We start from the raw sequence: 26,689 nt of genomic DNA, 5'->3' as shown, positions 1-26,689 counted from the left end.
TCCATAGCGCTGCTCGGAGTCTTGTTTCGATCAATCCTCTTTACCCCTTTTCACCGGACGGGGCTCTCTACGAAAGATTCATTGATGTACTGTTCTCTTCATCGCGTTTATCAGATCATTTTCGTAAGGATAGCATATTGTGAAAAAATTGGAAACAAAAATTTCGGTTATAACCATAATATAGAAAGTTAATTAAGAATTGAGGTGCAGTGTTGATTAACTATAAAGAAATAAAAGAGACGAACCAAGTACTTGCGACTGTTCATAAAATTGATTCCAATCAGTTAGATGGCTTCATTTCGAAACATTCAGCATTGATTGGGAAATATGATGAATACGTCACAAAGAGCTATATTGACCTTCAGCGAGACATCGATAACGAAGAAGCAAATCAAAGACAACATCATGTTCAAATCGTTATAAAACCTGCACTCAATGAACTCAAAAGACATGTTTCACGAATTACCTTACAGTCTATAGAGGATGAGCATCATGTCACTCGCCTAATGCGAAATCGGATGAGTCTTTATCATGAAGAGAATGTTAATTTATTGATTGAAGAGGATCAACTCATACAGAGATATATGCAAGCAATCGGTCAATTGACTGACCCGACAGATGATTCTAGATCGATTGTGGAACTTCAAGGAGACCTATACGATGTTGACGAAGCCATCCGAAAACAGGCTTTTACGCATATGTATAAAGCGTATGTCTCAAAAGAAGATGTCATTAATGAATGCTTGAAAAGTCTTATTCAAAATCGGGAACAGCAGGCACAACGCTTAAATGATAAGAGTTACCGTGAACTAGCCTTCATGAAACTAGGACGTTTAGATTATGGACCTGAGGAATGTATAAGATTTGCGAATCAAGTGAGTGAACATGTTAAGCCACTTCGCCGCTCATTCCAGCAGCTACAGACAAAGAAGTTGAAGAAATCGAAACTTTCGCCATGGGATTCATTGATTTCTCCTTTTTCGGATGATCACAATCTATCTGTTTCGTCGAATGAATTAATCGATGGAACGGAACGAATCTTGAATGAAATCGATCCTTACTTTGAAAAACTGTTTATTGACATGCGTGCGAAGGGCCATCTCGATCTATCACCTCGACCGAATAAAGCGGAAGGTGGATTTTGTGAATCTTTACCTGACTCAAAATCATCTTTCATTTTTATGAACCGTTTCGGCGGATTTGATGACTACATTGTGTTATTGCATGAAATGGGTCACGCCATCCACCATGATTTCTCACAGCAACACCTATTTTTCGAAGCGCAAACCATTTCGTTTGAAGTCGGCGAATTCGCAGCCATGTCACTAGAGCTATTTTCGATGGACCATTGGACAACTATCTTTTCAGATGAACGAGCTTTAATTCAAGCTAAACTGGAACATTTTCGATTGATTATCGAATTTTTGCCAAGTGTTTTCATCGTGGATCGGTTTCAACACAATCTATATGATCTAGAAAAGAATATAGATTCATTTGATGATATCTTCAAACGCTTGGTTGATCAATACGATACAGATTTGATTGATTGGAACGATGTGAGCGATGTAAAGGGTAAACAGTGGATGCGTGTCATTCATCTTTTTGAAACACCATTCTATTACATAGAATATGCGCTCGCTCAGATTGCTGCACTTCGCATGTACATGCAGTACAAGCAACATCCAGTCAACACTCTGAAAAAGTATAGGAAAGCATTAGCTTTAGGTGGTACTGCTTCTGTCCTTGAAACTTATCGAGTAGCAGGCGTATCCTTGTTTCCATCTGAGGAAGAATTGGTCGAGTTGACTGATTTCTTAAATGCTGAAATCGAACAGCTAGTGAAGCAACTGAATAAAATCGATTGAATCAGACATGAATGTTCATATGACTAAGAGGCTTGGTGTTTAATTATAGTCGGTAATTCATTCAGTTGTTTTAAAATTGAGCGATAGAAGAAGATTGCGAATATGCCAAAGCCAATATACGTCATGGTCATCCAAATGGGTGACACGAATTCATAAGCCGATACACTGATTGCGCCGATTAGAAGCGCGCCTCGGTAACGTAGACCATTCACGGCCAAGTATTGACTGCGGAGATGGTCTTCTATGAGTCGAACTAGTATGGCTTGGTGGATGGGTACATATAGCAGTTCTCCAAACGTGAAACAAGCCGTACCGATTACTAACATGGAAAGATCATGTGAAACCGGTAAGATGGCGAATCCAAGACTGAACAGTGTGACACCCGTGTATAGTAGCGCACGTTCAGAGATGGATTTAGTCCAACGCATCAAAACGAGACCGAGCAGTAACACGAGAATCGTATTCTCCGCTCGAAGCAATCCGAGAACACTCGTCCCATCTAGTGAGAAATGGAAGAACGGGACAGCGTGTAACGTTTCAGCAAAGTGAATCGCGAGATAATGCGTAAGCTGCAACTCTAATGACAACGTCAAAATACCTGCGACGAGGTATTTCAAAAAGAGTTGGTTCCTCATGACCGTCTGGTATCCCGTCCATACACCAGTGGGGTTCTGTCCTTTACGCGGAAAAGGTTTATAGTTGTCTTCGAGTTTGAAGGAAATCAGGAAGACACATCCGAATGAAAGAATGGCTGCCGATACTAACAAGTAGAAGAGATGCTGTTCGAAGAAAAAGCCGCCGATTAGGCTACCGATGACGATGGACCCGTTCATGAGCCAGTAACTGAGTGTATACAAATATTTTCGCTGCTCGGGTCGGCTATCATCGATTAAGATGGCTTCGTTTGCTGGCGTGATGGCACTACTCAAGAGATTACTAAAAAAGAAAAAGATAAATAATAAAACGGCACTGTCGATTACTTGAGAACATGCGATTGCCATACCGATATAACATGCGAAACGTAGTACTTCTCCGATGAAGAGAATTCGCTTTCTTCCGTAACGATCGGACAGATGGCCTCCATAGAGACTTGCGATGAATGAGGCAATCATCGTCAAGACGATGAGCGGTCCGGTCTCGGTTGCACCGAACTGGCGAACAAAATAAATCGTCAAAAAAGGGAATACGGCGGTTTGAGTCAGCTTTTGAAAGAAGTTCAAGCCAAGTCTTACTTTTAGGTTAGGATGAAGCGATTGAAACATGTGAATCACCATCTTTTCATAAGGTCAGTGAAGTGGCCGCTTAACTGTTATGAACAGTATGCGTGATTTGAAGTGAATCATCGTGCACTATATTGCTCGATTTTTGCGCAATAATCTGGAGGGGTATATGGAACAATTATTTACACTGCCTGACGTCGTCATACGTTACGTCTCCTCTAGTGGGGATTGGACGACAGAAAGAGAAGAGAGCAAAGAAGACATCGTCTGGGTGCTCGTGTTGGAAGGGAAAATTGGGATTGAGGTGGATGCATTCGAATATCGTCTCCAAGACAGCGAATCGATTGTGGTTCAACCGAATCAGTCCTATCGACTATTCGCTGATTCAACTGAAACGACTTATGTGAGTTTTCGGTTTATTGCGAGTCGATTGAACGGGTTTGAAAACAGGGTCAATCCAATGTTTCCTTCCATAGCGGTCATGTCGACAAGAAGACTGTTAGGGGAGTGGTCAAGTCGAGGATTTTTAGAGATTGATATTACAGATGATGTGATGACGTTCATTCAGAGTCACCTCATCCACACTTCTTTAGATGATGAAGACTTATTTGCACCGGTTTTGCGTGTCATTCATGATTCTTATCATACGGAGCTTCGCATCGAAGAATTGAGTCGAATCGTCCATCAAAGTAAGTATCAGTTCATACGGAACTTTCGAGAGCGAATCGGTCAGACGCCGTATCAATACATCACGAGACAACGCCTGATTCATGCGAAGTCGCTCCTTCGCTATTCGAATCTTACACTACTCGCAATCAGCCAAGAAGTCGGATTCAATAGTTCGGCTCAACTGAACAAGCATTTCACGGAATGGGTAGGCTGCACCCCGGCTCGATTCCGTGAGAATAAAGGGCATCAGCTCAAACGTGATTAGAGAGCTTCAATCGATCTTGAATTTGGTGGGGGAGGGCGTTGAACGGTCCCTTCAAGCGTTGTACTGCATCCACATGATAAAACGTGCTCGTCTCCTTCATATTCATCATCTGGTCACCCAAATCGTATAGGAAAACGTGTTTATTCATCCCGAGAGCAATCCCGAGTTCAACATGTGCGCCTTTACCTCCAGGCAAGAGGATGACGACGAAGTCCGCTGATTGAATTCCAGAAACCTCTTCTTCGCCAATCGAGCGTAACGCATCAATTGAAGCGGCGCGTAGTCATACGTGTGGGTGTGGCCGAGCGCAATCAGCTCATTACACATGAACCGTACGTCTTCGATATTTGAAAAGCTTGAACCGACATAAAATCGCATGTGAAAACCTCCAATTCGTTATAGATGATTCATCTGGTAAAGAGCCACTTTATAAAATAAAATGATCAACAAGCAGCAAAGTACAAGGAAAGAAATCACGCTAATCAGGACGAATTTCATCAAAGAAAGTGGAACGTATGATTGAATCAAGCGTGTCAAATAAAGCGAAGAGAGGACGAGCAAAATGATTGTGCCGATAAACCAAATGGAACCAGTCATTACATTCGGAATCAGCCAAAAATAAGCGATTGTCATCACGATTAGACTGAAAGCCATCATCAAATCTTTACGCTTTCGCGTCATCTGACACCTCTTGCTGATGTTCCAACTTCAATCGTACCTGTTCGGCATCCTCTGCATCAAACGTGCTGTACCACCTCACATGGTTGAGATCGATGATCCGATAATGTCCGCTGATGATATTTTGCTGAAGAGTGAAGTGGGGACCTTCCTCGATTTCGTGCCAAAAAACACGTCCGCCGAGCGTCTTTTCTTTCGGTTCGTATGTGTTCGCGGTTGCGATCAGTTTGACGAACTCGACAGGATCGTCACCAATTAGGTGTATGAGAACCTCACTCTCATTGAACAGCGCGCATAGCGTCACAACCGTCGACCAACTCGCTTCATTCCGCTCCTTCTCGATTTGAATGAGCGTTTTTTTGGATATGCCGAGTAAGTTCGCCATCTCTTCCTGTGAATGCTGGGATTCGATACGAATCAATTTCATTTTTCGAGAGACTTGTTCAATAAATTCGGATTTTTGCATAAGCGCTCCTTCCTTCCTGTTTGTCTGAATTACAGCGTCGCTGAGCTAATGAAAATCAAGATCCACGAGATTCCGAGAAACACGGTGAATAAAAAGAGACAAACGATGACATAACAGCAAATGTATTGCCAATAGGACAACCGTTTCGATTGATAAAAATGGTATGTAAAACTGAATGTCGCAATGCCGATGACTAAGAAAGCGGCGAGATCCCAGATGATTCCGACTTTCAAGAACGATGGAGTAAGATATGATGCAACAAGAGCAAGTACAATCGTCACCACTCCAGTAGAAATGGCAGCGGATGGTGTTGAAGTATTTTCCAACAAATCACCTCCTAGTATATTACAAGTGTAATTTTACACTAAAAGTGGACAATGTCAATTTCAGAATCTAAAAAACCCTTCTCTAAGGAAGGGTTCCGTCACTCGTCATGTTTATTCGTTAAATATGTCGTCAGTGGATAGACGCCGATGCTTTGTAGCACAAGAGAGAGAAGAATGACGGCAAACGCGAGAGATATCATTTCGCTCGAGCCGTTAATGTTCTCTGCCTCTAGCCAGAGGACGAGGGCAATCGACATCGTTCCTTTAATCCCGGACCAAGTAAGGAGAGAAGTCGCTGTCAAATCGTCTTTAAATTCTCTACGCCATTCGGGAACGGTATAAACTAGACCGCCGACGACGATAAACCGGGTCACGATTGAAAGTAAGAATAAAAGAACAGCGAACGTCCAGAGAGATACAGACAAATAGCTGGTCGCCTCGATTCCAATCAATAAGAACAAGAGGGCGAGCAATATCGGAATGACGATATCCCAGAAACCATCAAGATGACGCTTGACCGATTCGTAATCCGCTTTTGTTCCGAGTTCGTGTGACAACATCATACCTGCTGTCACCGTTGCGAGGACACCAGACACTTCTAGCGCATCGGCGAGATAGAAGGCGCCATATGCAGTCACGATCGTCAACATGACGAGCTCATGCTTTTTAAAGCTGACAATCATCAATTTCTTAAGTAAAAATCCAGAAATGAAGCCAATACCGATCCCACCAGCAGACACAATCAAAAAATCAGTTAAAAAGCTGAGCGTGGAGAATCGTTCTCCAGTCGCGAACATACTGAGAAAGATTGTGAAGATGACGACACTCGTCCCATCGTTCACCATCGATTCGCCTTCGACGACGTCCGCAATCCGCTTCTCCCCTTTACTCCGTTTTAAAATCGCAGTCACGGAAACGGGGTCGGTCGGAATCAAGATGGACGCTAATAAGAAGGAAGCGGTCAACGTGAGCGGGGTGAAGAGCTCGCTGATCCAAAACGTGCCATATCCCATCAAGATGGCGGTCAAGACAAGACCGACCGTACTCAATATCGCGATGATCCCAAAGTTATCTTTCAAGTCGTTATACTTAAATTGATAGGCCGACGTAAAAAGTAAAGCCGGCAGGAACACTTCAAAAATCATATCTTTCGTAATGAATACGGAATCAAAGAAAGTGATATAAGATAGTCCAATCCCAATCAAGACCAAGATGACCGGGACAGGGAAGTAATTTCGTTTGGAATCAATCAAATAAATGAGATAGCCAATGAGTAGTAATGTGATGACCTGTTGCGCGATCATGACGACGTCCTCCTCTACATCAACATGCTATACACTATCTTCCCATTCAAGGTCTAATCAAACGAGAATTGTGGAATATAGGGGATAGTACATTCAATTCATTAAGGAGGGAATCAAGATGGGAAACCCGATTGGAGATTTATCTTGGACGTTTTATTCGGAGTGTGAGGTGCCGAGTGATATCACGGAGTCATTCATCGACGGGGAGCGAGCGGTCGCTGCCTATAAGACAGTACGTGACGTCGCTGTCTTCACGAACAAACGTCTGATTGTGCGCGACGCGCAAGGACTCACGGGGAAGAAGATTGAAGTCTACTCGCTTCCGTACGACTCGATTAATATGTACTCGACGGAGAATGCAGGAAGAATGTTTGACTTGAACTCCGAGGTTCAATTGTTCACCCGTTCCGGTACAATTAAAATCAATCTGAATAAAAAAGTGGACGTGCGTAAGTTCGACCGATTGCTCGCAGAAGCAATTTTGTAAAACAGTGGACCGAGAACTCTCGGTCTTTTCGTTTGGATTTTTCTGACAATCTCTTATCATACATGATACGATCATACATAATGTGTGACGGAGGTTACGATGCGATTTACAACCCGATTATTGATGATCATGCTCGGCAGTTTGATGTTGGTGACTGGATTTATCCATCTGGCTCGTCTATTTTGGGAATGGTTTCACGACCCGACAGACGGTGGAATTATACTACGTTTTTCTGGGAAAGATGGTGTTAGCGGCGACGCATTTGATGGGAAGCTCCGTATGTGGAAAGATGATGATCTTCCATTTTTAAAAAATGACTTTTTAGACTATACGTTCGGAACAGGTGGGACGGTAACAGAGACGGGAAATTCAGTCTGGATGTGGTTCCTTATTGGAGGCTTGATCGTTCTCCTGATTTTGACGCTCAGCATGCTACGTAAAAGAAAGGGTGTCGTCTCGACCATTGATTTCTCAAGAAACAGTGTGAAACGGGGAAACAGAACGACGAAAGCAAAAGGATTTGTAGAACCCAGTGAGATCCAATGGACCGATAGTGCGATTCGGAATGCGCTCATCCAGTTCAATTTGGATTTGCCGATTTCCTCAAGACACCAATCGAATGAGACGGTGTTGGATTGGTTCAAGCGGATCGGTGTGGAAGAGGTGGACCTCTCGCCTTATTGGAAATCAAGATATATAGACGAAGTGGTGAGTGATGAAGAATCTAGACGGTTTCGAGAGGCATTACATTTCAAGCGATTGGAAGACGGTAAGGGGTGATTGTGTATGAATGATGAAATAGAGGTGGTTGATTCCGATACGCGCAAGTCAATGGGTTCAGCTCGTTTGGTCAAGTCCAATCATCACTTCTACATCCATTGGAATGGGTTGATCATGGACTTCAATCGGCATGAATATGTGGCGGGTATTCGAATCATTGACGAGAATCACTTGTTCATCTGGGCGTTTACGTTAGAAGGGGAACCAACCAATGCGTGGGTGCTAGATGTAGACGGCGACATCAAACATTCATTTCACGCAGGTAACGCGATTGAAGCGGTTGAGATCAATGATACCGGGATCTGGGTTGGTTACGGGGACGAGGGCATCTTTGGAGAAGGGATCTCGACCGAGGCTCTCGTCTGCTTCTCAAAAGAGGGAACCGTACGTTTTCAATATAATCAAGAGGTCAGAAAGGGCCCAGTTCTTCATGACTGCGACGTGATGTGTACGTCAGAGAAGGGGGTATGGGTCATCTCTTCAATCGATGGTCGTCTCGTTCATGTCCATGCGAACGGGTGGATTGAAATATATCCGATGCCACGTCATCTCCTTGACTGTTCGTCGTTGATGATTGAAGACGGTGTTGCCTATGTCGAGAAAGAAGGACAAATTTATCGTTGGCCGTTTAAAGAGAGAGAGCGTGCCGAAGTCTTTCAGAATGATAACAAATGATAAAAGATTATTTTAGCTCATTACATATTTCAAATACCGTATTCAATATCTAATTATATATAAACAGAGGAGAACTAAATGATCTTACCAATCCATTCTAATATGCAAGAAGACATTCGCAATTTTTTTGTTGAATAATGGGGTTCAGCTCAAATGGTCGTCTCCTCGGGAACCTACGATTGTACAGAGCTCGGAGGATTTGTCTACATGAAATCAAATCAAATTCACGGTCTTGTTACATATGTTATGCGGGATGAGGAAATAGAAATCATATCTCTTGATAGCCTGATGGAGAATTGTGGGATTGGCTCTCGCTTACTCCAGACTGTTGAAGAAATTAGTATGAAGCATGGCGTTAAGCAATCAATTGTCATCACAACCAATGATAATTTGAGAGCACTCGGCTTTTATCAACGTCGTGGCTATCGTCTAGAACGAATCATTCATGATGCGGTGACGAGAGCAAGAAAACAGAAATCGACAATCCCACAAGTCGGATATGATAAGATTCCTTTATTGGATGAAATCCTACTCATCAAAAATCTGAAAGAACAGAAATGAGGAATTCACATGATCCGTTTTGGTATCATTGGTACAAACTTCATCACAGACTGGTTTATCGAAACAATCAATCAGTTGGACTACGTAGAAGTGACGGCACTTTACTCGCGCACGGAGTCGCGTGCTAACGAATATGCAGAAAGTCACTGCATCGTACATACGTTCACATCACTTGAAGAGATGGCGCAGAGTGATGTCATCGATGCGATCTATATTGCGAGCCCGAACTCGCTTCACGCCGAACAGAGCATCTTGTTCATGCAGCATGGCAAACACGTCCTGTGTGAAAAGCCGCTCGCCTCGAACGTTCAGGAAGTTACTCGTATGATTGAAGTCGCGAAGGAGAACGAGGTCGTCTTACTTGAGGCACTCCGTAATCTATTCATGCCGAACTTTGAACGGGTTCAACAGGCGATGGAGCGAATCGCTCCGGTACGTCGGGCCGTCTTCAATAAATCACAGTATTCTTCCCGATACGATTTGTATAAACAAGGGAAAAATCCGAATACATTCAATCCCGATTTTTCGAACGGGTCATTGATGGACCTTGGCGTCTATTTACTCGGTCCCGCCTTGAAATTGTTCGGTCAACCGAATGACGTCCAGGCGAGCGGTGTCAAACTCGAATCTGGAGTGGACGGAAGCGGGACGGTCATCCTTTCCTATGATGGCCTTGATGTAGTGGTCATGCACTCAAAGATCCATGCGACATCGACGCCTTCTGAGATTATCGGGGAAAAGGGACGCATCATCATCGATGATATTGCGACGTGCGATGATGTCCGTCTAGAGTTACGGGATGGCACATCAGAAATCATATCAGAAGCGCAGAACGCTCCGATGTCATATGAAATCGAAGCGTTCGTCCGAGCAATTAAAGCGGAGGATACAGAAACGGCTGTGCACTCAGCGACCGATATGATTCGCTTAGCTAATGTGATGACGACCGTGCGCAAACACGTTGGTGTGGTCTATCCAGCAGATAAATAAATATAAAACGGTCCTTGATGTCGTCTGCACATCAAGGACCGTTTCCATTATTCTTTGTTCAAATAGAGATACCTTAGAAACAATCCCAATACAATCGTCATGACGACGGCAGGGATGAGTCCAATTAGAAGTAGTGTGTTCATACCGTTTCCTTTCTGAGTGACTCGAGTCGTTCATGCATCTCATCAAAAGAATGGCTGTCCGTTAACAAGCTGAGCTCTGCATCGGCAAGTACCGTCACTTGAGTCGACCATTCTCGTTCAATCTCGATTTCGGATTTCTTGATTTCTACGTTGGCCCGCTCAACTTGCTTCGTATGAATCGTTTCAAGACGCGACCGAATCATATTGCGAAGAAGTGAGGTCAACTCATCTTTCAGTTGCGTCCGACCGTCTCCCTCGAAAAATTGACTCGCGTTCTTATAGCGCTTCAATACCGACTGATAAGGTGGTGTCTCGAGATGAATCGGTTCGACAGCCTGTCGTAGCCATGCCACGTCGAGTTCACGGTCGAATTCAAGCGTCGGAAGGAGAGATGCTTGACGTTCGGTCGACCGTTCGACCAAGGCGACGAACTCACGTTTAACGTATCGCTCCAACCGATACTGGAACACTTGGAGCTCTTGTTGGATGTCATAGGCGTATTTATCGAGCGTACGTCCAAGGGCACGCTCTAAGCTCTTCCTTGACCCATCGACCTCGACCGGATGGAAGGTTTCCTTGACGAAGTCTGAGAGGCGGAGGAGTGATCGCGTCTCGAGGTGGGCGAGGAGTTCTTTCGCTTCCCGGTCAAATAGGTCGATGAGAGCTGACACATCGAGTGCCGGCGGGTTCTCGAATAAAGCAATCAATTGCTTTTGACGATGTTCTTTCGCCGACGCGTCCTCTTTCGCTTCGTTCAATACACGATCAAATGCAGCGAGTAGCGCTGTCGTTTCTTCCTGGATACGCATCGCGTTCGCGAGACGAAGGTCTTTGTCGACATAGCGTTCAAGCGTCGAGACGAATCGATCGAATCCTGCGTCATCCCCCTGCATGGCGTTTCGGCTTGAAATTGGAAGGACGGTCGGTCTACGGACACCGAGCGCGGTCAACTGTTGTGAGACATAGTTTGTGACCGCATTCCGCTCCTCATCATCTGTCGCAAGATCGGAGGCGTTCACAAGGAAGAACATCTCGTGATCTCCCGTCCCTTGGACACGACCGAGCTGGATGACGAGCTCCCGGTCCGCTTCCGTGAACGCATGATTATAATACGTGACGAACAAGACGGCGTCCGCGTCACGCATGTAACCGAATTGCACCTCGCTGTGTCGGTTGAACTGTGAATCGGCTCCTGGTGTGTCGACGAAGACGATGCCACGTCGTGCCCAAGGGGAGTCGAGGTACAGTTCAATCTCTTTCACGATACAGCTTTTCTCTTCTTGTGCGACGAACGCGCAGAACGTGTCATAGTCGACGGTCTCCATTTGCCCGAGATAATCGAGCGGTGCTGATTTAACAGCATTGACGAATGGGTGGTCGACATCGAGTGAGGCGAGGGAAGTCCCATAATCTTGCAGCTCATCCTCAAGTTCATCGCGTGATTTGAAGGTGATCATCGCCGTTCGATTCGTCCGGCCGTTCGGCGGAACAATCTTCGTGATTGACGCCGTAAGCGGGTTCGGTGAGGTCGGTAGAACTGTCTCCCCGAGAAGGGCATTGAGGGTCGAAGATTTTCCGGCCGAAAACGCACCGAAGATGGCGAACGTGTATTGTTCATGCTTCGCACGCTCGATTTTCTTGCGTAATGTCGAGACACGGGAGCGGAACAATGGATGATTCTCTAATATTTCACATACCGCATTTTCATAAGAAAAATTAAAATCAAATAAGTCATAATCATCTTCTAAAAACGATGTCGATGCAACCTCTGATTCAACAACATTCGACTGTTTTTTAGGGAGGTACGTCGCGTCGACATAGTTTCGAACGGCTAACTGATCTAATTGATTCGAATCAAGTTGGAACTCCTCATATTTTCGAATCGAGTCCAAACGGTTGGAAAGACGAATCCGTAACGCTTCCGTATCGAGCGCTTCATACAACTCATCTTCTTCAGCTGAAAATAGTTCCAAGCGCGTGTCGACTTCAGCTTTCATGTACGTATCCGTCGAATGGACCCAAGGTTCTGATACTTTCGTCACCCATGTCGCCAGGGCCGTCTCGATGTCACGGCTGAACTGTAATACCGTGTCACCGCTGAGTGATGCGCCGGACTTCACTTGTTCAGTGATGAGTGAGCTCGGTGCAATCGGGAGGACATCGCCTTTCGGTAGCAAGGTCTCTGGAAGTTTCAAATCCCGAATGATGTCTTCCGCGTACTTCACGAGGTGCGGACGTAAATTCATATCAATCAAACGGTTGAACTCTTTGACCGCCACGTCTTCACGACGAGTGCGTTCTTGCTTCGTTTTCTCTTTCGAGAACAAAAAACCGACCTTGAAAGAGGGGGCACAACTCTCGAGATAGGAACGTAGCAATTCACGGAATTCATAGGTCATGATCGGTGCACTCTCGACGATTGGCGCCTGATGTTTGAAGAATTCGCGACGGAACGATGTCCACCATGCCCGTTTCTTCTCAAGGCGGTGCAGGCGAGATTGCATTTCCTTCGGACTCTTCTCATAGGTCGGCAATTGATCCAACGTCGATTGAATCGATGCTTCGTTGCGTCGGACCAACGTATGAATCAATGCATCAGCATGCTCGACTTGTTGCTGTTTCGATTCTTTGATGACTTGTCGAACATACGACCGCAAGCGCTCGACTTCGTTATAAGGGTGCTGTACATCACGAAGTGAAATATAGAATGTATCGTTCGGGACGATGTCATGATGACGGAATGCTTTCGTCAATGACGCCTTGAAGTCTACAAAGGAGAGCTCCCCTTCGTCGTGCTTGTCGATTTGGTTAATGATGATGGAGTAAGGACGTCCTTCCCGACTAAATTGTTTCATCAGGCCGATGTTTTGTTCCGATTGGACATGGTTGTAGTCCATCATGAAGAACAGGTGATCGGCCAAGAAGAGCGAGCGCTCCGTCGCTTGGCGATGTCGTTCATCCGTTGAGTCAATCCCTGGCGTATCCATCAACACGACGTGTTCATCAAATGGGAACCGGTCAATCGTATACTCGACTTCCTTGATTTCCTCGACTTTGCAATAGTCACTGATATTCGATAGGGAAGAAGAATCTAATGAAATCCAATCCGTATCATTGATCGCGACAGCTGCCGCTGATTCGCCACCACGTAATGTGACGATATTCGCACTCGTCGGAATCGGACTTGTCGGAAGGAATCCGTCCTCTAGCCAGTCGTTGAGCAATGTCGACTTCCCGGCTGAGAAGTGACCACAGACGGCAATCCATACTTCTTCATTCGTTACTTTTTGTAGGGCGGTCCGGGCGAGTCGTGCAGCGTCCGTCATCTCCTCTTGTTCAAACGTCAAAGCGAGCCGTGCCAATTGTTCTTGTTGTTCGTGCATGTTTCCCATCCCCTAATTATGATTCCGTCGTGATGCCGACACGGTGTCCGACATAGTCATCGTCCGTTAAACAAGCCATCACCAAATCGGCGACATCGTCCCTCGAAATTGGACCTGAATGTTTAGTCCCCAATACCTCTTTTGACACGATGATGTCTCCGCTCGATGGTTCATTGATCAGTTGAGTCGGGCAAATGACTGTGAAGGCCAATCCGGAATCTCGTAATAACTCGTAAGCCCGAGCGTGATCTTCGGCAGCGGTCGTCGTTGAGCGTTTCGATTCGCTCGTTTCAAAGCGGTAATTATCGCTGTCATGTGCCTGCAAGATGCCTGCGGTCCCGACTGTGATGATGCGGGACAAATCAAACTGTCGCATCGCTTCAACGACGAGTGGTGTGAATGTAGACAATACATTTTGTTTGTCCGTCCCTAACGCCGAGATGACGACGTCTGCAGATCGAACCGTTTCAATGACAGCCTCTCGGTCGGTCGCATCTCCTAGAATTTCATCGATCCCTTCATTGGAACCTAGCGACTGTCTTGTTAGAAGTGTGACGCGATGTCCCTTTTCGAGTAGGCGTTCAAGCACCCGTTCCCCTGTACGGCCACTTCCGCCGAATAAAGCAATTGTTGACAAGTAAACCCCTCCCCATCAAGATGAAAGAAATATCCAACGCCATCATAACACGGAAGCGTTCACAAAACTGCCTGAAATGGTTCATTTCCCCTTGAAAAGAATATGGTACGTTTTAGAATTGAGGAAGAAGGCAAAAAATACATATGACAGGTGTAAGAGAGGAAGGCACCACTACATGAAATTTGGGGCTAGAACTATTAAGACCGGACTGTCGGTCGCAATCGTCTTGCTGATTGCCGAGGCATTTCAATTCCAACAAATCGTCGTCCCGGCACTCGCTGCGTCACTGGCACTTCTGCCGTCTGTCTATCAGACTGGGCTTCGCCTAATCGAGGAGATGAAAGGGAATCTCATCGGAGCATTGCTTGCGGTCGGTTCCTTGCTACTGACTCCGAATCCGACACCGATTGCAATCGGATTCGTCATCATCATCGCCATCTCCATCCTTCTCTTTTTAAATTTAGAATCGACGACGCGCACCGTTATCTTGACGACGATTCTAATCATGGAAGGGGCAAGTCAGTCCGATATGCCGGTTTGGGTGTTTGCGGGCGAACGTTACTTACTCATCATGATGGGGATTACGGTTGCGTTAATCGTAAACGCACTTTTGTTCCCACCTCGGTATGAACGGAAACTCGAAGCACAAGTAACCGATGTCTTTCAAATGGTCGTCCGAATCGCGCGTTTGTTTGCTGAAACGGAAGGCGGTCGTTCATCATTCGAGTCGCTACCTGAAACGAAGAAGTTGCATAGTGACTCAAAGCAAACATATGCTTATTTTGAAGAAGAAATTAAAGCGAATCGCTGGCTTGAGAAGAAGACGCCGATTTTCCGACGAGCCGTTATTAAATCTAAGATGATTGAGACGAACCGGGCTGCACTCCATGTCATCGAGAAACTTGATCATGACTTCCATACAATCGAACAACTCCCCCCGCAACTAAGCGAAGAGTTGTATCGCCATATTCGTCACTTGTTACGTCGACATGAGCGTCTGTTTTCAGCCTATGAACTCGAGAACGAACATCTCATCGACAGGGAAGAGGATCTCATCCATGAGAACTTTGACTTTGCGAAACTGATGATTGAGAGAATGAGAGAAGAAGAGGAAGAACTCATTCTCATCGTTGTGCCACTCGTGGCGACGATGACCGATTGGGTCAAGGCAATGAATGAACTCGAACGCTATCTTGTAACTGAAATGAAGAAACATGGGGACAACTTAAAAGTGGAACCACGTAAGAAATGGTTTTTCGAGGATTAAGGGACGAGCAAGCCATCAAGAAAATTACAACCACCATTTCATAAGACCATGAATGAGTGCACAGAATCGAGTGTACCTTCGTGGTTTTTTGTAGTGATTTTTTCTTGATTATCAGTCGATTATAAAGGGTGAATAGCTACTATAAAACAATGAGTTTACAACAATGCATTTGGTAATAAACGTAAATTATGTTAGTCTAGAGAAATCATTGATAACGTTGCCTTTATGACTTGATTTTGAAGGGGGATGCACATGAACAGGATTTTAGTAACACTCTTCCTGATGACCGCCATGATGATGTCTTTGATTGGTTGTGGCGCGACATCCTCTACTGAAGAAATTGATCCTCGCCCAGTTATCTCATTTGATGCCGGAACCATTCTCGCAGATGCTCAAAATCATCAAATAAAAATGTTAATGTTATCAAGTTTACCGATGGATACGGTAGATGTGGCAGGGGCAGTCGAAGAGCTAGAAGGATTCAAAGCAGAAAATGATATATACCTTGATGAACTGAACGGATTGAAACAGAAGGAAGCGACTTCTGAAGACTATAAAATGTTACTTATGGAATATCTTCAAGAAGAAAATGACTACATCGACAAAACGATTGAAGCCGTATACGCCAAAGATCTTTCTCGACCGAGTCGATTTTCAATGGAAACACTCTATGCGAGAGCGAACGAAAAAATCGCACGATTCCGCTACGAGCCGAAGTAAAGCTATTATCCATCATCACACTCGAGAGAAATTACGAAATACGAAGGAAACGAACCGATTAAAAGGTTCGTTTTTTCTGATTCATCCGAGGTACAATCATCTTACTCCATAAAACTTTGGGACGGAAGAGGATTTAAATGATCAAACGGTCGTTTGAGCAGGTTACGAAGTATTGGAACATTTTAGTTGATGGCGATGAGTATGCTGTAAACTACGGAAAAATAGGGACGATTGGAAAGGTACAAGTAAAGTCTTTTGAGTCAGATTTAGCGTGTATGAAAGAGGCAGAGAACCTCATTCGTCAAAAGTTGAGAAGTAGAGGATCAATTATATTTGATGAGTTAGATGAACGCTTAAGTACATTCCCGACCGAATCCTGAAACTTTTCGAGAAGAAACACGTATACAATAGAGACAGATACATAAGAACGATAGGGGGATTCACCATGTCAGAAACAACACCGACACCAGAAGAAGGTGTCACACCACAACGAATCAGTGGAACACTTCCAATCGAGGCACGTGCCGTCTTCCGGTTATCAAGTGCGATTTTTTATATCATTGGACTTCTCGTCACGGGAGCGCTCGTGGCTGCCGCATATTGGTTCGACTGGCCGACTTGGCTACAGGTTGGTTTAATCGTGCTACTCGTCATCGATGTCGTCTATAGCTTGATTGATCTCATCTGGTTCCAAAAGTGGAAACAAGAACGATTCACGTATGACGTCCAGCCGCTCGAGATTCGGATTCATCATGGAATTATCACGACACACGATGTGCTCATCCCGATGACAAAAGTCCAGTATGTCCATGCGGCACAAGGACCGCTTCTCCGTAAATATGGGTTACAGACCATCACCATCGGGACAGCGGCCGGATCTCATGACATCTATGCAATCGAGGAGTCATTCGCCAAGACACTCCGCGAGCAGATTGCCATCTATGCACGTATTGAAGAGGAGGATGTCGTATGACCGAGACTGCGTTAACATGGCATCGACTCCCGAGTCGCGTTTTGGTGCTGCGTATTCTCGAAGTCATCAAGTCGTTCGCCATTCCAATCGTCTTACTCTTTGTGCTTAACAACGACTGGGAATCGACATTCGGAATCATCATCCGCGTCGGAATCTTACTCTTCCTATTACTCGACATTGTCCAAAAGTTCTTTGGATGGTTAAACTTCCGATATGCACTCGATGAAAAGACCGTCTATGTCATCGAAGGGAACTGGTTGAAAAAAGAAAAGTCGCTTCCGCTTTATAAAATTCAAAGCGTCCATTCCAACAGCCCGTTCCTCTATCGATTGCTTGGTGTCGTGGAATTGACGTTCGATACGAATGCCAACAGTGACGATGCATCATTCAAACTGGCTGGTGTCTTTCCGACCGAAGCCAAACGACTTGAAGAGATTCTCGAGCAAGTTCGTCATCGGAAACAGAATGCACAAACCGAAGGCGATTCTGAAGAGTCGGATGCGACACCTGAACAGTCAGAGCCGTTACCAAGCCGTCTGTTATACGCCTTGTCGACGCGCGAAATCGTGTTGGCTTCCGTCACATCGCTCTCTGTCTTCGCCATCTTCCCTGTCGCCTCGACAATCATCTCGTCGATTGACGACTTCATCAACTTGGATGGGGCGTTCAATCAGGTCGAAGATTATGTCATCCGTGCGTCCATCATCGTCATCGGTCTTCTCGTCATCGGGGTGTTGATGCTATCGGTCGTGATCGGCATGGTCATCAACTTCTTGAAGTATGGGAACTTCCGGCTCGAGCGGAGAGGGGAGCGCATTCGTGTCGAAAAAGGATTGTTGAACCGGAGTGCGAAAGAGATCCCATATGAGAAAATTCAAGCGATTCGCATCAAGGAGACGTTCATCCGTCGCTGGTTCCACATCGTCGGAGTCGAACTCGTGGCAGCAGGGACGATGGATGAATTGAAGGACGAGTCGTCGACGATTCTCCCGTTCGTGCGGCGTGACCGGGCGATGCGCGTCCTACGTGAACACTTTGCGTATTTCACATGGTCGGATGAATTGCATCGACTCCCGAGACGGGCGTTAGGAATCAAACTACTACGAATCAGCTGGTTCGGCTTCATCCTATCAGGACTCGTGCTCTACTTCTTCCGAGATTACGCATGGTGGCTCCTCCTGTTATGGGCCATTATCATCGGAGGACGCGTGCTCAGTTACGTCACAACCAAGTATGTCCGCACCGATCAATTCATTCAGTTACGGACTGGAGCATTCAACGTCCAATCGTTCTTGACGGACAAACCGCGAATCGAACAGATTCAAGTGAAGCAATCGCTCTTGCAACGTCGGTTCGGACTTTGTACGGTTCAATTCTCGACTCGAGGAGGATTCTTGTCCATCGAGACAATTGACGACATTCCGAAAGAAGAAGCGGACGAGATGCTCGTCTGGTTCTCTCGTTATAACGAACTCAAAGAAAAACGCTCAGGATAAAGTTTCCTGAGCGTTTGAATTATTTGTGATTTTCGTGTCAAATGATGTTTCTCTTACTGAAAACGCGGATAAAGTATGGTATGATGCAAGTAGAAAGAGACCGGTGCTCGACACACCGACCTCTGGCTTACAGGCTACCACTTTAAGAGTGGTCCCAGCCGCCACAATGGTTAGTGAATCAGAAAGTGACCCATCTCATTGCGCCGAGGGGGTCATTTTTTTGTGCGTTCAGACGTTGCACGATCGGATGTTCGGTGAATCACCAAGTGAACGATGATCGGAGCGAGGATTGGGATCATGACATAATCTCCAACCCAGGTCCAAAGTTGTTCCATCCGCACCACCGCCTTCCTCCATTGTGGACTTGGCGGCTGACCCCACTATTGCTGCGTTAACCTGCCCCTTCATTATAACAGATTTGTTCGTAAAATGACGTTAAAAATAAGAACAAACGTTCTTGTTTTTCAAAATGAATCTTTTGATGGAATTGGTCTCATGAATGGGTCCAAAGAAGGAATTGAGTCGAATCGCTCTTGCTTGTTAGATGTCTGACAGGATATAATCAATTTCGTGTGTATACACGGGTGGGTGAGGGTGCCAATAAAGGATTGATTCCTATGGCAAAACAAACAGAATGGAAAACAGAAACATACGGGGGCGTGCTGAACTTCCTGGCGACAGCATACATCCCGGCCGTGCATGCGGCAATTTTGACACAAGCCGGACTCCCGTTCGAAGGGGCGCTCGTCGGAGCGATTTTGACAAGCATCATCGGGACGTTGATTGCGGGATTCTTCAATCTTCCGCTGCTCTTGTTACCGGGGATGGGGATTAACGCGCTCTTCACGTACACGCTCGTCTTGCAGATGGGCTTGAGCTGGCAAAGTGCGCTCGCCGTCTCGTTCGTCTCAGGTGTACTCGTCGTATTGTTGACGGTGACCAAAGTGGCGAGGAAATTGGCGAACGCCTTTCCACCAATCATTCATGACGGATTGACGGTCGGTCTCGGCCTCTTCCTCATCTTGATTGGTCTCGAGGCGGCTGGAATCGTCTCAGGCGGGGGTGGGGCATTGCTCCACATCGGTGACCTCGGTGAGCGTAACGTCCAGGTGGCCTTTTTATCACTCTTCGTCGCCATCTTGCTGTTCTTGAAGATGGGACCGAGCAGCTTCCTTTGGACGATCGGTTTCGGTGTCGGACTTAGTGCCGTGATGGGAACACTAGAATGGACGGGAAGCTTCGCATTGACACCATTTTTCGAGTCATTCGGCACGGTATTCGGAAACATCTCGTTCGCGGAATCTGCGTCTCCGCTCTTCTTGGTCGCGGTCGGTGTACTGACGCTCGTCTTGTTGATTGAAAACATCAGCTTGATCCAGAATCAGACACGGGCAATCGGCAAAGAAGAAGAGGCGCCGAAAGGTCTCGTCGCACAAGGTTTGTCGACGATGGCCGGGGCCATGTTCGGGTCAAGCCCAACTGTCTCAACAGTCGAAGTGGCTGCCGGGATCTCGGTCGGTGCACGAGGCGGGATTGCTTCATTCGTCACGTCTGGATTGTATGTGGTATCGCTCATATTGCTACCACTCTTTGCAATCATCCCTGTGACGGCGATTGCACCGGTGTTGATTATCATCGGCATGATGATGTTCCAAAACGTGAAGCATTTGCCTCTCGATAACTGGGAGCATGCCTTCCCGGCGATTCTCGTCATCATCATGATCCCGTTCACATATTCCATCGTCGATGGGATCGGTCTCGGGTTCATCGCATACACGATGATTGTTTTGTTCAAGAAGGGCTACCGGTCACTCAGTCCGGTCGTCGGTGTCTTGACCGTATTGTTCTTAGTTTTCTTCTCATTACCAGTCTGGTTATAGAGACACGCACGGCATCGTTCATCACGAACGGTGCCCTTTTTATAAGAATCGAATGAGACGGTTCATGCTATAATCGCTGTAATTCGTGACTCCTCAGTCAAAAATGGATTCCAATCCCTCAATAAAGAACATTCATCACTAAATGGGGCATTCGAAGTGACCAGGATGTATGCGTATGTGGATTTGAAGAGTGGAAGTTTGGTGAAGATGATGAAGTAAGAGAAGTGTGGATGCTCGTTCAATGAACGGACATTTTTTTATTCGTCGGTAAATAACTGAATATTCCGTTAAGGTGCATGGTATAATATTTTTAATCCTATTTCCAAATAAAGGATTAAATTTATGAGGGGAACCGTCACTTGAGATGAAATCGAATATACATAAACGGAAACATCAATGAAGCAAGCCAAGACAATCTTTGTATCAGGAATTCTATTCTCCTTGCTAATGGTCGCCTTCATCTCCTATTTCGGTCAACTAGGCTATCGTTACTATTCATCAATAGATATCTCAGGGAGCGGCATTGCGATTTGGTCACTGACTGTCATGACAAACGAAAGTTATTAGGAGGAGGAAGAAAACAATTACGGCTCATTCTCGTCCGACTGGCGATGATTCATGGATCGAACGCGTTTGTTGCGTCATCATGTTTTACTTCATATGTCAGTCGTCACAAACAGCCGCACGCCGAATTGATTCACATCAATCACGCGATGCTGCTGAAATCTTCAGGGTGATGAAAGGAGAAACACATGCAACGAATGACGAGCTTACTCATATGTTGTGCCGGACTGCTTGCAAGCACGACGACCGTATCAGCCGAGATGACAGAATCTTCGCCGGAAGGATTTGCGGATGCATATTTTTATGACATTGTGATGGATCATATTCGAGGGGACGACCCGACTTACTATCATATGACCGACAGCGAGAACATCACGTTCGGTCCGTTGTTAGAGACGTATATCCCGTCAACCTCTTGCTACAAAACGGGGGAAACGTGCACGTTCGTCCCTAAAAAAGAATATGTAGCGACCGTCTTTCAAGATGATGAACCGGTCAACGTGATCGGAACGTATGAACAATCAGCGGGTACATATGCGTTCTCAACGTTCGGTTCAGATAAAGAAACCCCAAAAGCGTTGATAGACGTACAAGGCGATCTCGTGAAATACACAGAAAAGTCCGCGTGGTTTGATTATGACGGGGGCATGTTGACGGCACTGACAACCTACTCAAAACAGATGGTCAGCGGGGATGCAATTTCAACGAAGGACTTCCAAACCTTATTGATTGAAGAGCATGCAAGTCTCGAGGAATCTGCTGAAGAAGGGATGATGGGTGGCGCGGGTGACTATTCGGATGAAGCAAAATCAAACAATCCAACATCGAGCCTCAATCGATTGATTGGCTTTGCGGTGTTAGCGATGTTTCCATTCGGATATTGGTTCCTCAAGAGACGAAAAACAGCATGATGTCAAAAGACTTATACAATCAACATGGACCTTTAGAAATAGTGATCATACCGAGTCATGCACTGAAAGAAGGAGAAGCAAACCGATTGATTTTTCGACATCTGAAGAATGAGGACTTTCCATTGCGCATTGAACGGAAACGGACTGTGAAAGCTACGAGAAAACAACGCTTCTCTTTTGAACGGCAAGAAAAGCATGTGACGACCAAAATCATCAAGAATCTTGAGACATTAGAATCGGAACTAACTCTCTCTCTGTATGAGGTGCTTGTCCTCTATATAGGAGGAGATTGGGTCGTAAGTTATTACGAAGACGGGTTGACGCTTCAAGGAAACCAAGTGAGACATGTCGTGACAGCTGGTATTGTCCAAATCGAGACATTCTTTGAACATGTGGTTAGAGGCGCGTTTCCCATCAAATTGGCGTTTGGTTTAGGTGGAACGTACGGTCCTCGTGAGAACGTTTATCGCTTCACGTTGCATAACCCAGACTGGAGAGGATTGATTGAAGAGGAATTATTGCCTCAGCTTCAAGTTCCGAAGGCGAAGAATGTGTGGCAGTCCCTTTCATATCCGACATACGAGCAGACATTTGATACGTTTACTACTGAATTTCATCCAAATATACTAGGAAATTTCATACTCGCACATGATGCTGACGATACGTACTCTTTCATTGATCATGTGAATGGGGATATCAAGATTTTTTGAATTCTAAATACAGAGGGGTAGTGTAGTGAGTTACATACAACATATGCGTCAATTAATCGGATCGAATCTATTAATCACTATAGGATGTGGAGTCCTCATCGAACAGGACAATCAAATTCTATTGCAACACCGAAAAGATCATCGCGTTTGGGGAATCCCTGGTGGCGTTATGGAGCCTGGGGAATCATTTGAAGAGACAGCCATCCGTGAAACTCTCGAAGAGACGGGGCTCTCCGTGGATAATTTGAAACTGTTCGGAATCTATTCTGGTGATGAGGGATATGCCACTTATGAAAACGGTGATCGCGTCTATAGTGTTCAAGTCATCTTTTACACCCATTCATTCTCAGGAGAAATCGCTCAATTGACAGACGAAAGTCACGAACATCGATTTTTCTCAAGAGAAGACCTACCGCGATTACATCAACATCAACGTCGGTTCATTGACGATTGGGTCGAACAGGTTAATTTCCCCGTCGTGAAGTGATATTCATCTCGCGACAAACAACCCCTCATGCACGCATGAGGGGTTTCTTCACATATAGGGTCCGTTCGCCTGAATGACGAACTGCGAATGTGCGTAGTGGTAGGTGATCCGTGAATAGTCGAAAGGCTTCCCGTTCGTCAGATGAAAGATCGTTTCGATGCGAAGCGTTGGATCATTTTCTTGCAATCCGAGGTGTTCCGCTTCCACGTCCGTCAATCGCCCGACCTGTAGATACATGTCAGAAAAACCAATTGTGACACCGAGCGCACTTTGGACATAATCGAAAATAGAGTCGCCCACAATCTCGCGATTCAAATAAGGGACGATGGCTTTTACATAATACGATTCTTCATGACAAAGCACTTCCCCGTCCACATATCTTACCCGTTCGACCCGGTACACATCGTCAGTCACGTAAATCCCGAGATTTTCCGCAACCGTAGCGTCTGGCTTCACGACGGACACATCAATCACATCAGACGTCAAGACGCGGTCTCCGAGATTGCTCTTGAACCCTTGGGTAGAGAAGAGGCTCATATAGCCAGGTCGATTATGTCGTCTGACGAAAATGCCGCTTCCCCGCAGTTGAAAAATGACACCCTTTCGTTCGAGCAGCTCTAAAGCTTTCGTGATGGTGCTCTTGCTCACCGCATATTGATTCATCATCTGCTCAAGGACAGGGAGCTTATCGCCTTGTTTTAAGTTTTGTTCATGGATGTATTGTTCGATTTCATTCGCGATTTGTTGGTATTTTAGCATGGTCATTCCTCACTTTTTCGTCACTGGTTCTATTATATCATGAAAAAAACAAAAGTAATTCAATGTACCGACCTTGTATAATTGTACCGGTACAATTATACTTGCCATGTATGATATATCAAAAGGAGGAACAGAGGATGAAGACGTTACCTAAAGATTTCCTATGGGGAGGCGCACTCGCCGCTCATCAATTCGAGGGTGGTTGGGACGCTGATGGCAAAGGACCGAGTGTCGTCGATGTCTTGACGGCAGGTGCACACGGCGTCGCGCGCCGGATCACGGACAAGGTCGAACCGAATGAGTTCTATCCGAACCATGAGGCGATTGATTTCTATCATCGTTACAAAGAAGATGTGGCCCTCTTCGCTGAAATGGGATTGAAATGTTTACGTACATCGATCGGGTGGAGTCGCATCTTCCCGAACGGGGATGATGCAGCACCAAACGAGGCGGGTCTCCAATTTTATGACGACTTGTTCGATGAGTTACTCAAACATGACATCGAACCGATCATCACGCTCTCGCATTTCGAGATGCCGCTCCACCTTGCCCGTGAATACGGTGGCTTCCGCAACCGTGCCGTCGTCGACCATTTCGTCCGCTTCGCGGAGGTCTGCTTCGACCGTTACAAAGACAAGGTCAAATACTGGATGACGTTCAACGAGATCAACAACAAGATGGACGTCAACAATCCGCTCTTCTTATGGACGAATTCGGGTGTTCTCCTAGAAGAAGGGGAGAATGCCCGCGAAGTCATGTATCAGACGGGGCACCACGAACTGATTGCGAGCGCCCTCGCCGTCGCCAAAGGGAAAGAAATCAATCCGGACTTCGAAATCGGGGCGATGGTGTCGCATGTCCCAATCTACCCGTATTCATCGAACCCGGACGACGTCATGCTCGCCGAAGAGATGATGCGCCAACGCTATTTCTTCCCGGACGTACAAGTACGTGGGTTCTATCCGAGTTACGCATTGAACGAGTTCGAGCGCGAAGGATACAACATCCCGATCCTTGAAGGGGACGAAGAGGTTTTACAGAACGGGAAAGTCGATTATCTCGGCTTTAGCTACTATATGTCGACGACCGTGAAGAGTGACGTCGTCGCGGACAACAGCGGAGATATCGTCAACGGTGGTCTGCCGAATGGTGTCGAGAATCCGTATATCCAGTCGAGTGACTGGGGCTGGGCGATTGACCCGGTCGGTCTCAGATATGTGCTCAATCGTCTGTATGACCGCTATCAGATTCCGCTCTTCATCGTCGAGAACGGATTCGGTGCCGTCGATGAGATTGTCGACGGGAAGATTCATGACGCATCCCGAATCGATTATTTGAAGGCCCATATCGAACAATTGAAGCAAGCCGTCCTCTATGACGGGGTCGACTTGATTGGGTACACCCCTTGGGGCATTATCGACATCGTCTCGTTCACGACAGGCGAGATGAAGAAGCGATATGGGATGATTTATGTCGACCGTGACAATGAAGGGAACGGCTCGATGGAGCGGATGAAGAAAGACTCGTTCGACTGGTATAAGCGTGTCATCGCAACGAATGGAGAGAATCTATAAATAAGATGAGCAAAGAACTGTGAAATGTCTGCAGGTCTTTGCTTATTTTCGTTATAATGTAGAAAATGACGATCCAGGAGGGAAGCCTGATGGAAGTGAAACAACATGGACCGGTGACGGCCGTTAGTGCCAAAGTAAAGAACGGTCCATTCGAAATGTCGATGTATGTGTATTACATCGACGGCATGATCATCGATACGGGGACACGGACGATGCTACCGTCTCTCCAATCGTTTTATGAATCGGTCCCAATCGACCTTGTCAGTATCACACACCCTCACGAAGACCATATCGGAACGGCAGCTTGGCTTGATCAAACGTACAGGGTACCGATCTACATACGTGAATCCGCATTGGAAATGTGCCGAACGGGACTAGACATCCCGGATTACCGGGCGCGCTTCTCCGGTGACCCGGAACCGTTTCAACCAATCCCCTATCATGACAATCAAATCACGTCAGAACATCATTCCTATGAGGTGATCCATACACCCGGCCATGAACCGAATCACGTCGTCTTATACGATGAGGAGAACGGTCGACTGTTCTCAGGTGATTTGTTCGTCCATCCGTATCCGAAAGTGATGATTCCAGAGGAGTCGGTCCCTGAACAGATCCGTTCGCTCAAGCGTGTCCTGACACTTGATTTCGAGGAAGTATACTGCCAACATGCCGGGCGTCTCGAACAGGGGAGGGCGCAATTGACTAAAAAGCTTGACTACCTAGAACGCTTGACCGATGACGTGATCACGAAAACGGCTGCGGGCTATACGATTGACGATATCAACGCCCATCTCTTCCCTGATCCGTCACCGCTCGTCAAAATCTCCAAGCGGGATTATGACTCCAGGCATATGATTTCAAGTATTCTTCGGGAAGTCTACGAACAACTTCGTTGA

At 46.0% G+C, this 26,689-nt stretch carries 28 protein-coding genes and 1 other annotated feature (1 of these 29 only partly in view); of the genes, 18 read left to right on the top strand and 10 right to left on the bottom strand.

All coding sequences use genetic code 11. From position 1 onward, the window contains the following. Window positions 1-111: a binding site (T-box leader), on the bottom strand; it reaches 143 nt to the left of the window's first position. 101 nt (window positions 112-212) lie between these two features. Further along, window positions 213-1,865, top strand: a complete 1,653-nt coding sequence (locus P400_RS0109705; RefSeq protein WP_026826003.1) for a M3 family metallopeptidase — start codon at window positions 213-215, stop codon at window positions 1,863-1,865. A 23-nt stretch (window positions 1,866-1,888) separates the two neighbouring features. Here the strand turns inward: P400_RS0109705 and P400_RS0109700 are convergent, their stop codons facing one another. Next, window positions 1,889-3,127, bottom strand: coding sequence for an MDR family MFS transporter (locus tag P400_RS0109700; RefSeq protein WP_026826002.1), 1,239 nt, complete (start codon window positions 3,125-3,127; stop codon window positions 1,889-1,891). A 127-nt stretch (window positions 3,128-3,254) separates the two neighbouring features. On the opposite strand from P400_RS0109700, the gene P400_RS15380 reads away from it, so the two are divergent. Next, window positions 3,255-4,019, top strand: coding sequence for an AraC family transcriptional regulator (locus tag P400_RS15380; protein ID WP_051545976.1), 765 nt, complete (start codon window positions 3,255-3,257; stop codon window positions 4,017-4,019). On the opposite strand, the gene P400_RS15670 is transcribed toward P400_RS15380, so the two are convergent. The 5 genes from P400_RS15670 to P400_RS0109665 all read right to left on the bottom strand — a co-directional run bounded on the left by P400_RS15670 (window position 4,006) and on the right by P400_RS0109665 (window position 6,793). Then, window positions 4,006-4,167 carry a hypothetical protein gene (locus P400_RS15670; RefSeq protein WP_161634150.1) on the bottom strand — a complete coding sequence of 54 codons (162 nt, stop codon included), beginning with the start codon at window positions 4,165-4,167 and terminating at the stop codon, window positions 4,006-4,008. The genes P400_RS15380 and P400_RS15670 overlap by 14 nt on opposite strands. Window positions 4,168-4,415: 248 nt before the next feature. Continuing rightward, window positions 4,416-4,700, bottom strand: a complete 285-nt coding sequence (locus P400_RS0109680) for a hypothetical protein (protein WP_026826000.1) — start codon at window positions 4,698-4,700, stop codon at window positions 4,416-4,418. Then, entirely contained in the window at window positions 4,684-5,163 is a 480-nt protein-coding gene (locus P400_RS0109675) for a helix-turn-helix transcriptional regulator (RefSeq protein WP_026825999.1), read from the bottom strand. The genes P400_RS0109680 and P400_RS0109675 overlap by 17 nt, the downstream gene beginning before the upstream one ends. 29 nt (window positions 5,164-5,192) lie before the next feature. Then, window positions 5,193-5,489 carry a hypothetical protein gene (locus P400_RS0109670; protein WP_026825998.1) on the bottom strand — a complete coding sequence of 99 codons (297 nt, stop codon included), beginning with the start codon at window positions 5,487-5,489 and terminating at the stop codon, window positions 5,193-5,195. A gap of 98 nt (window positions 5,490-5,587) precedes the next feature. Next, entirely contained in the window at window positions 5,588-6,793 is a 1,206-nt protein-coding gene (locus P400_RS0109665) for a cation:proton antiporter (RefSeq protein ID WP_026825997.1), read from the bottom strand. 118 nt (window positions 6,794-6,911) lie between these two features. On the opposite strand from P400_RS0109665, the gene P400_RS0109660 reads away from it, so the two are divergent. From P400_RS0109660 to P400_RS0109640, 5 genes are all read left to right on the top strand, one after another. Further along, window positions 6,912-7,280 (top strand): PH domain-containing protein, encoded by a 369-nt coding sequence (locus tag P400_RS0109660; RefSeq protein WP_026825996.1) that lies wholly within the window; start codon window positions 6,912-6,914, stop codon window positions 7,278-7,280. Between the two features lie 99 nt (window positions 7,281-7,379). Continuing rightward, entirely contained in the window at window positions 7,380-8,060 is a 681-nt protein-coding gene (locus P400_RS0109655; protein WP_026825995.1) for an LPXTG cell wall anchor domain-containing protein, read from the top strand. Window positions 8,061-8,066: 6 nt separating this feature from the next. Continuing rightward, complete coding sequence (locus tag P400_RS0109650; protein ID WP_026825994.1) at window positions 8,067-8,735, top strand: hypothetical protein; 669 nt, start codon at window positions 8,067-8,069, stop codon at window positions 8,733-8,735. 153 nt (window positions 8,736-8,888) lie between these two features. Further along, the gene (locus P400_RS15140) at window positions 8,889-9,296 is read left to right on the top strand and encodes a GNAT family N-acetyltransferase (protein WP_326931452.1); all 408 of its coding nucleotides are present in this window, start codon (window positions 8,889-8,891) and stop codon (window positions 9,294-9,296) included. Window positions 9,297-9,305: 9 nt separating this feature from the next. Further along, window positions 9,306-10,286: a Gfo/Idh/MocA family protein gene (locus P400_RS0109640; RefSeq protein WP_026825993.1), complete on the top strand. Its 981-nt coding sequence runs from the start codon at window positions 9,306-9,308 to the stop codon at window positions 10,284-10,286. Window positions 10,287-10,425: 139 nt separating this feature from the next. Here the strand turns inward: P400_RS0109640 and P400_RS0109630 are convergent, their stop codons facing one another. Then, window positions 10,426-13,812 carry a dynamin family protein gene (locus tag P400_RS0109630; RefSeq protein WP_026825991.1) on the bottom strand — a complete coding sequence of 1,129 codons (3,387 nt, stop codon included), beginning with the start codon at window positions 13,810-13,812 and terminating at the stop codon, window positions 10,426-10,428. A 16-nt stretch (window positions 13,813-13,828) separates the two neighbouring features. Next, the gene (locus tag P400_RS0109625) at window positions 13,829-14,449 is read right to left on the bottom strand and encodes an NAD(P)-dependent oxidoreductase (protein WP_026825990.1); all 621 of its coding nucleotides are present in this window, start codon (window positions 14,447-14,449) and stop codon (window positions 13,829-13,831) included. A gap of 175 nt (window positions 14,450-14,624) precedes the next feature. Between P400_RS0109625 and P400_RS0109620 the strand changes: the two genes are divergently transcribed. The 5 genes from P400_RS0109620 (at window position 14,625) to P400_RS0109600 (ending at window position 18,905) form a co-directional block, all read left to right on the top strand. Beyond that, window positions 14,625-15,716 carry an FUSC family protein gene (locus P400_RS0109620; RefSeq protein WP_026825989.1) on the top strand — a complete coding sequence of 364 codons (1,092 nt, stop codon included), beginning with the start codon at window positions 14,625-14,627 and terminating at the stop codon, window positions 15,714-15,716. Window positions 15,717-15,968: 252 nt separating this feature from the next. Then, window positions 15,969-16,436 carry a hypothetical protein gene (locus tag P400_RS0109615; RefSeq protein ID WP_026825988.1) on the top strand — a complete coding sequence of 156 codons (468 nt, stop codon included), beginning with the start codon at window positions 15,969-15,971 and terminating at the stop codon, window positions 16,434-16,436. 137 nt (window positions 16,437-16,573) lie between these two features. After that, window positions 16,574-16,816 carry a WGR domain-containing protein gene (locus P400_RS15135; RefSeq protein WP_034771062.1) on the top strand — a complete coding sequence of 81 codons (243 nt, stop codon included), beginning with the start codon at window positions 16,574-16,576 and terminating at the stop codon, window positions 16,814-16,816. Between the two features lie 65 nt (window positions 16,817-16,881). Beyond that, window positions 16,882-17,409: a PH domain-containing protein gene (locus P400_RS0109605; RefSeq protein ID WP_026825987.1), complete on the top strand. Its 528-nt coding sequence runs from the start codon at window positions 16,882-16,884 to the stop codon at window positions 17,407-17,409. After that, entirely contained in the window at window positions 17,406-18,905 is a 1,500-nt protein-coding gene (locus tag P400_RS0109600) for a PH domain-containing protein (protein ID WP_026825986.1), read from the top strand. The genes P400_RS0109605 and P400_RS0109600 overlap by 4 nt, the downstream gene beginning before the upstream one ends. A 212-nt stretch (window positions 18,906-19,117) precedes the next feature. Here P400_RS0109600 and P400_RS15840 read toward each other — a convergent pair whose 3' ends face one another. Beyond that, window positions 19,118-19,240, bottom strand: coding sequence for a hypothetical protein (locus P400_RS15840; RefSeq protein ID WP_255349577.1), 123 nt, complete (start codon window positions 19,238-19,240; stop codon window positions 19,118-19,120). Window positions 19,241-19,522: 282 nt separating this feature from the next. Here P400_RS15840 and P400_RS0109590 point away from each other — a divergent pair, with 282 nt between their 5' ends. The 4 genes from P400_RS0109590 to P400_RS0109570 all read left to right on the top strand — a co-directional run bounded on the left by P400_RS0109590 (window position 19,523) and on the right by P400_RS0109570 (window position 23,457). Then, entirely contained in the window at window positions 19,523-20,785 is a 1,263-nt protein-coding gene (locus tag P400_RS0109590; RefSeq protein ID WP_026825985.1) for an NCS2 family permease, read from the top strand. 752 nt (window positions 20,786-21,537) lie between these two features. Then, window positions 21,538-22,260, top strand: coding sequence for a hypothetical protein (locus P400_RS0109580; protein ID WP_026825983.1), 723 nt, complete (start codon window positions 21,538-21,540; stop codon window positions 22,258-22,260). Between the two features lie 122 nt (window positions 22,261-22,382). Beyond that, entirely contained in the window at window positions 22,383-22,970 is a 588-nt protein-coding gene (locus P400_RS0109575) for a hypothetical protein (protein ID WP_152538885.1), read from the top strand. A gap of 25 nt (window positions 22,971-22,995) precedes the next feature. Then, the gene (locus P400_RS0109570) at window positions 22,996-23,457 is read left to right on the top strand and encodes an NUDIX hydrolase (protein WP_026825981.1); all 462 of its coding nucleotides are present in this window, start codon (window positions 22,996-22,998) and stop codon (window positions 23,455-23,457) included. A 48-nt stretch (window positions 23,458-23,505) separates the two neighbouring features. Here the strand turns inward: P400_RS0109570 and P400_RS0109565 are convergent, their stop codons facing one another. Then, window positions 23,506-24,216, bottom strand: coding sequence for a GntR family transcriptional regulator (locus P400_RS0109565; protein WP_026825980.1), 711 nt, complete (start codon window positions 24,214-24,216; stop codon window positions 23,506-23,508). A gap of 137 nt (window positions 24,217-24,353) precedes the next feature. Here P400_RS0109565 and bglA point away from each other — a divergent pair, with 137 nt between their 5' ends. Continuing rightward, window positions 24,354-25,790 carry a 6-phospho-beta-glucosidase BglA gene (gene bglA / locus P400_RS0109560; protein ID WP_026825979.1) on the top strand — a complete coding sequence of 479 codons (1,437 nt, stop codon included), beginning with the start codon at window positions 24,354-24,356 and terminating at the stop codon, window positions 25,788-25,790. An 89-nt stretch (window positions 25,791-25,879) separates the two neighbouring features. Beyond that, entirely contained in the window at window positions 25,880-26,689 is an 810-nt protein-coding gene (locus P400_RS0109555) for an MBL fold metallo-hydrolase (protein WP_051545975.1), read from the top strand.

The sequence above is a fragment of the Exiguobacterium marinum DSM 16307 genome (assembly GCF_000620845.1).
GTDB classification, from domain to species: domain Bacteria; phylum Bacillota; class Bacilli; order Exiguobacteriales; family Exiguobacteriaceae; genus Exiguobacterium; species Exiguobacterium marinum.
This window is presented reverse-complemented; position numbering and strand designations above follow the sequence as displayed.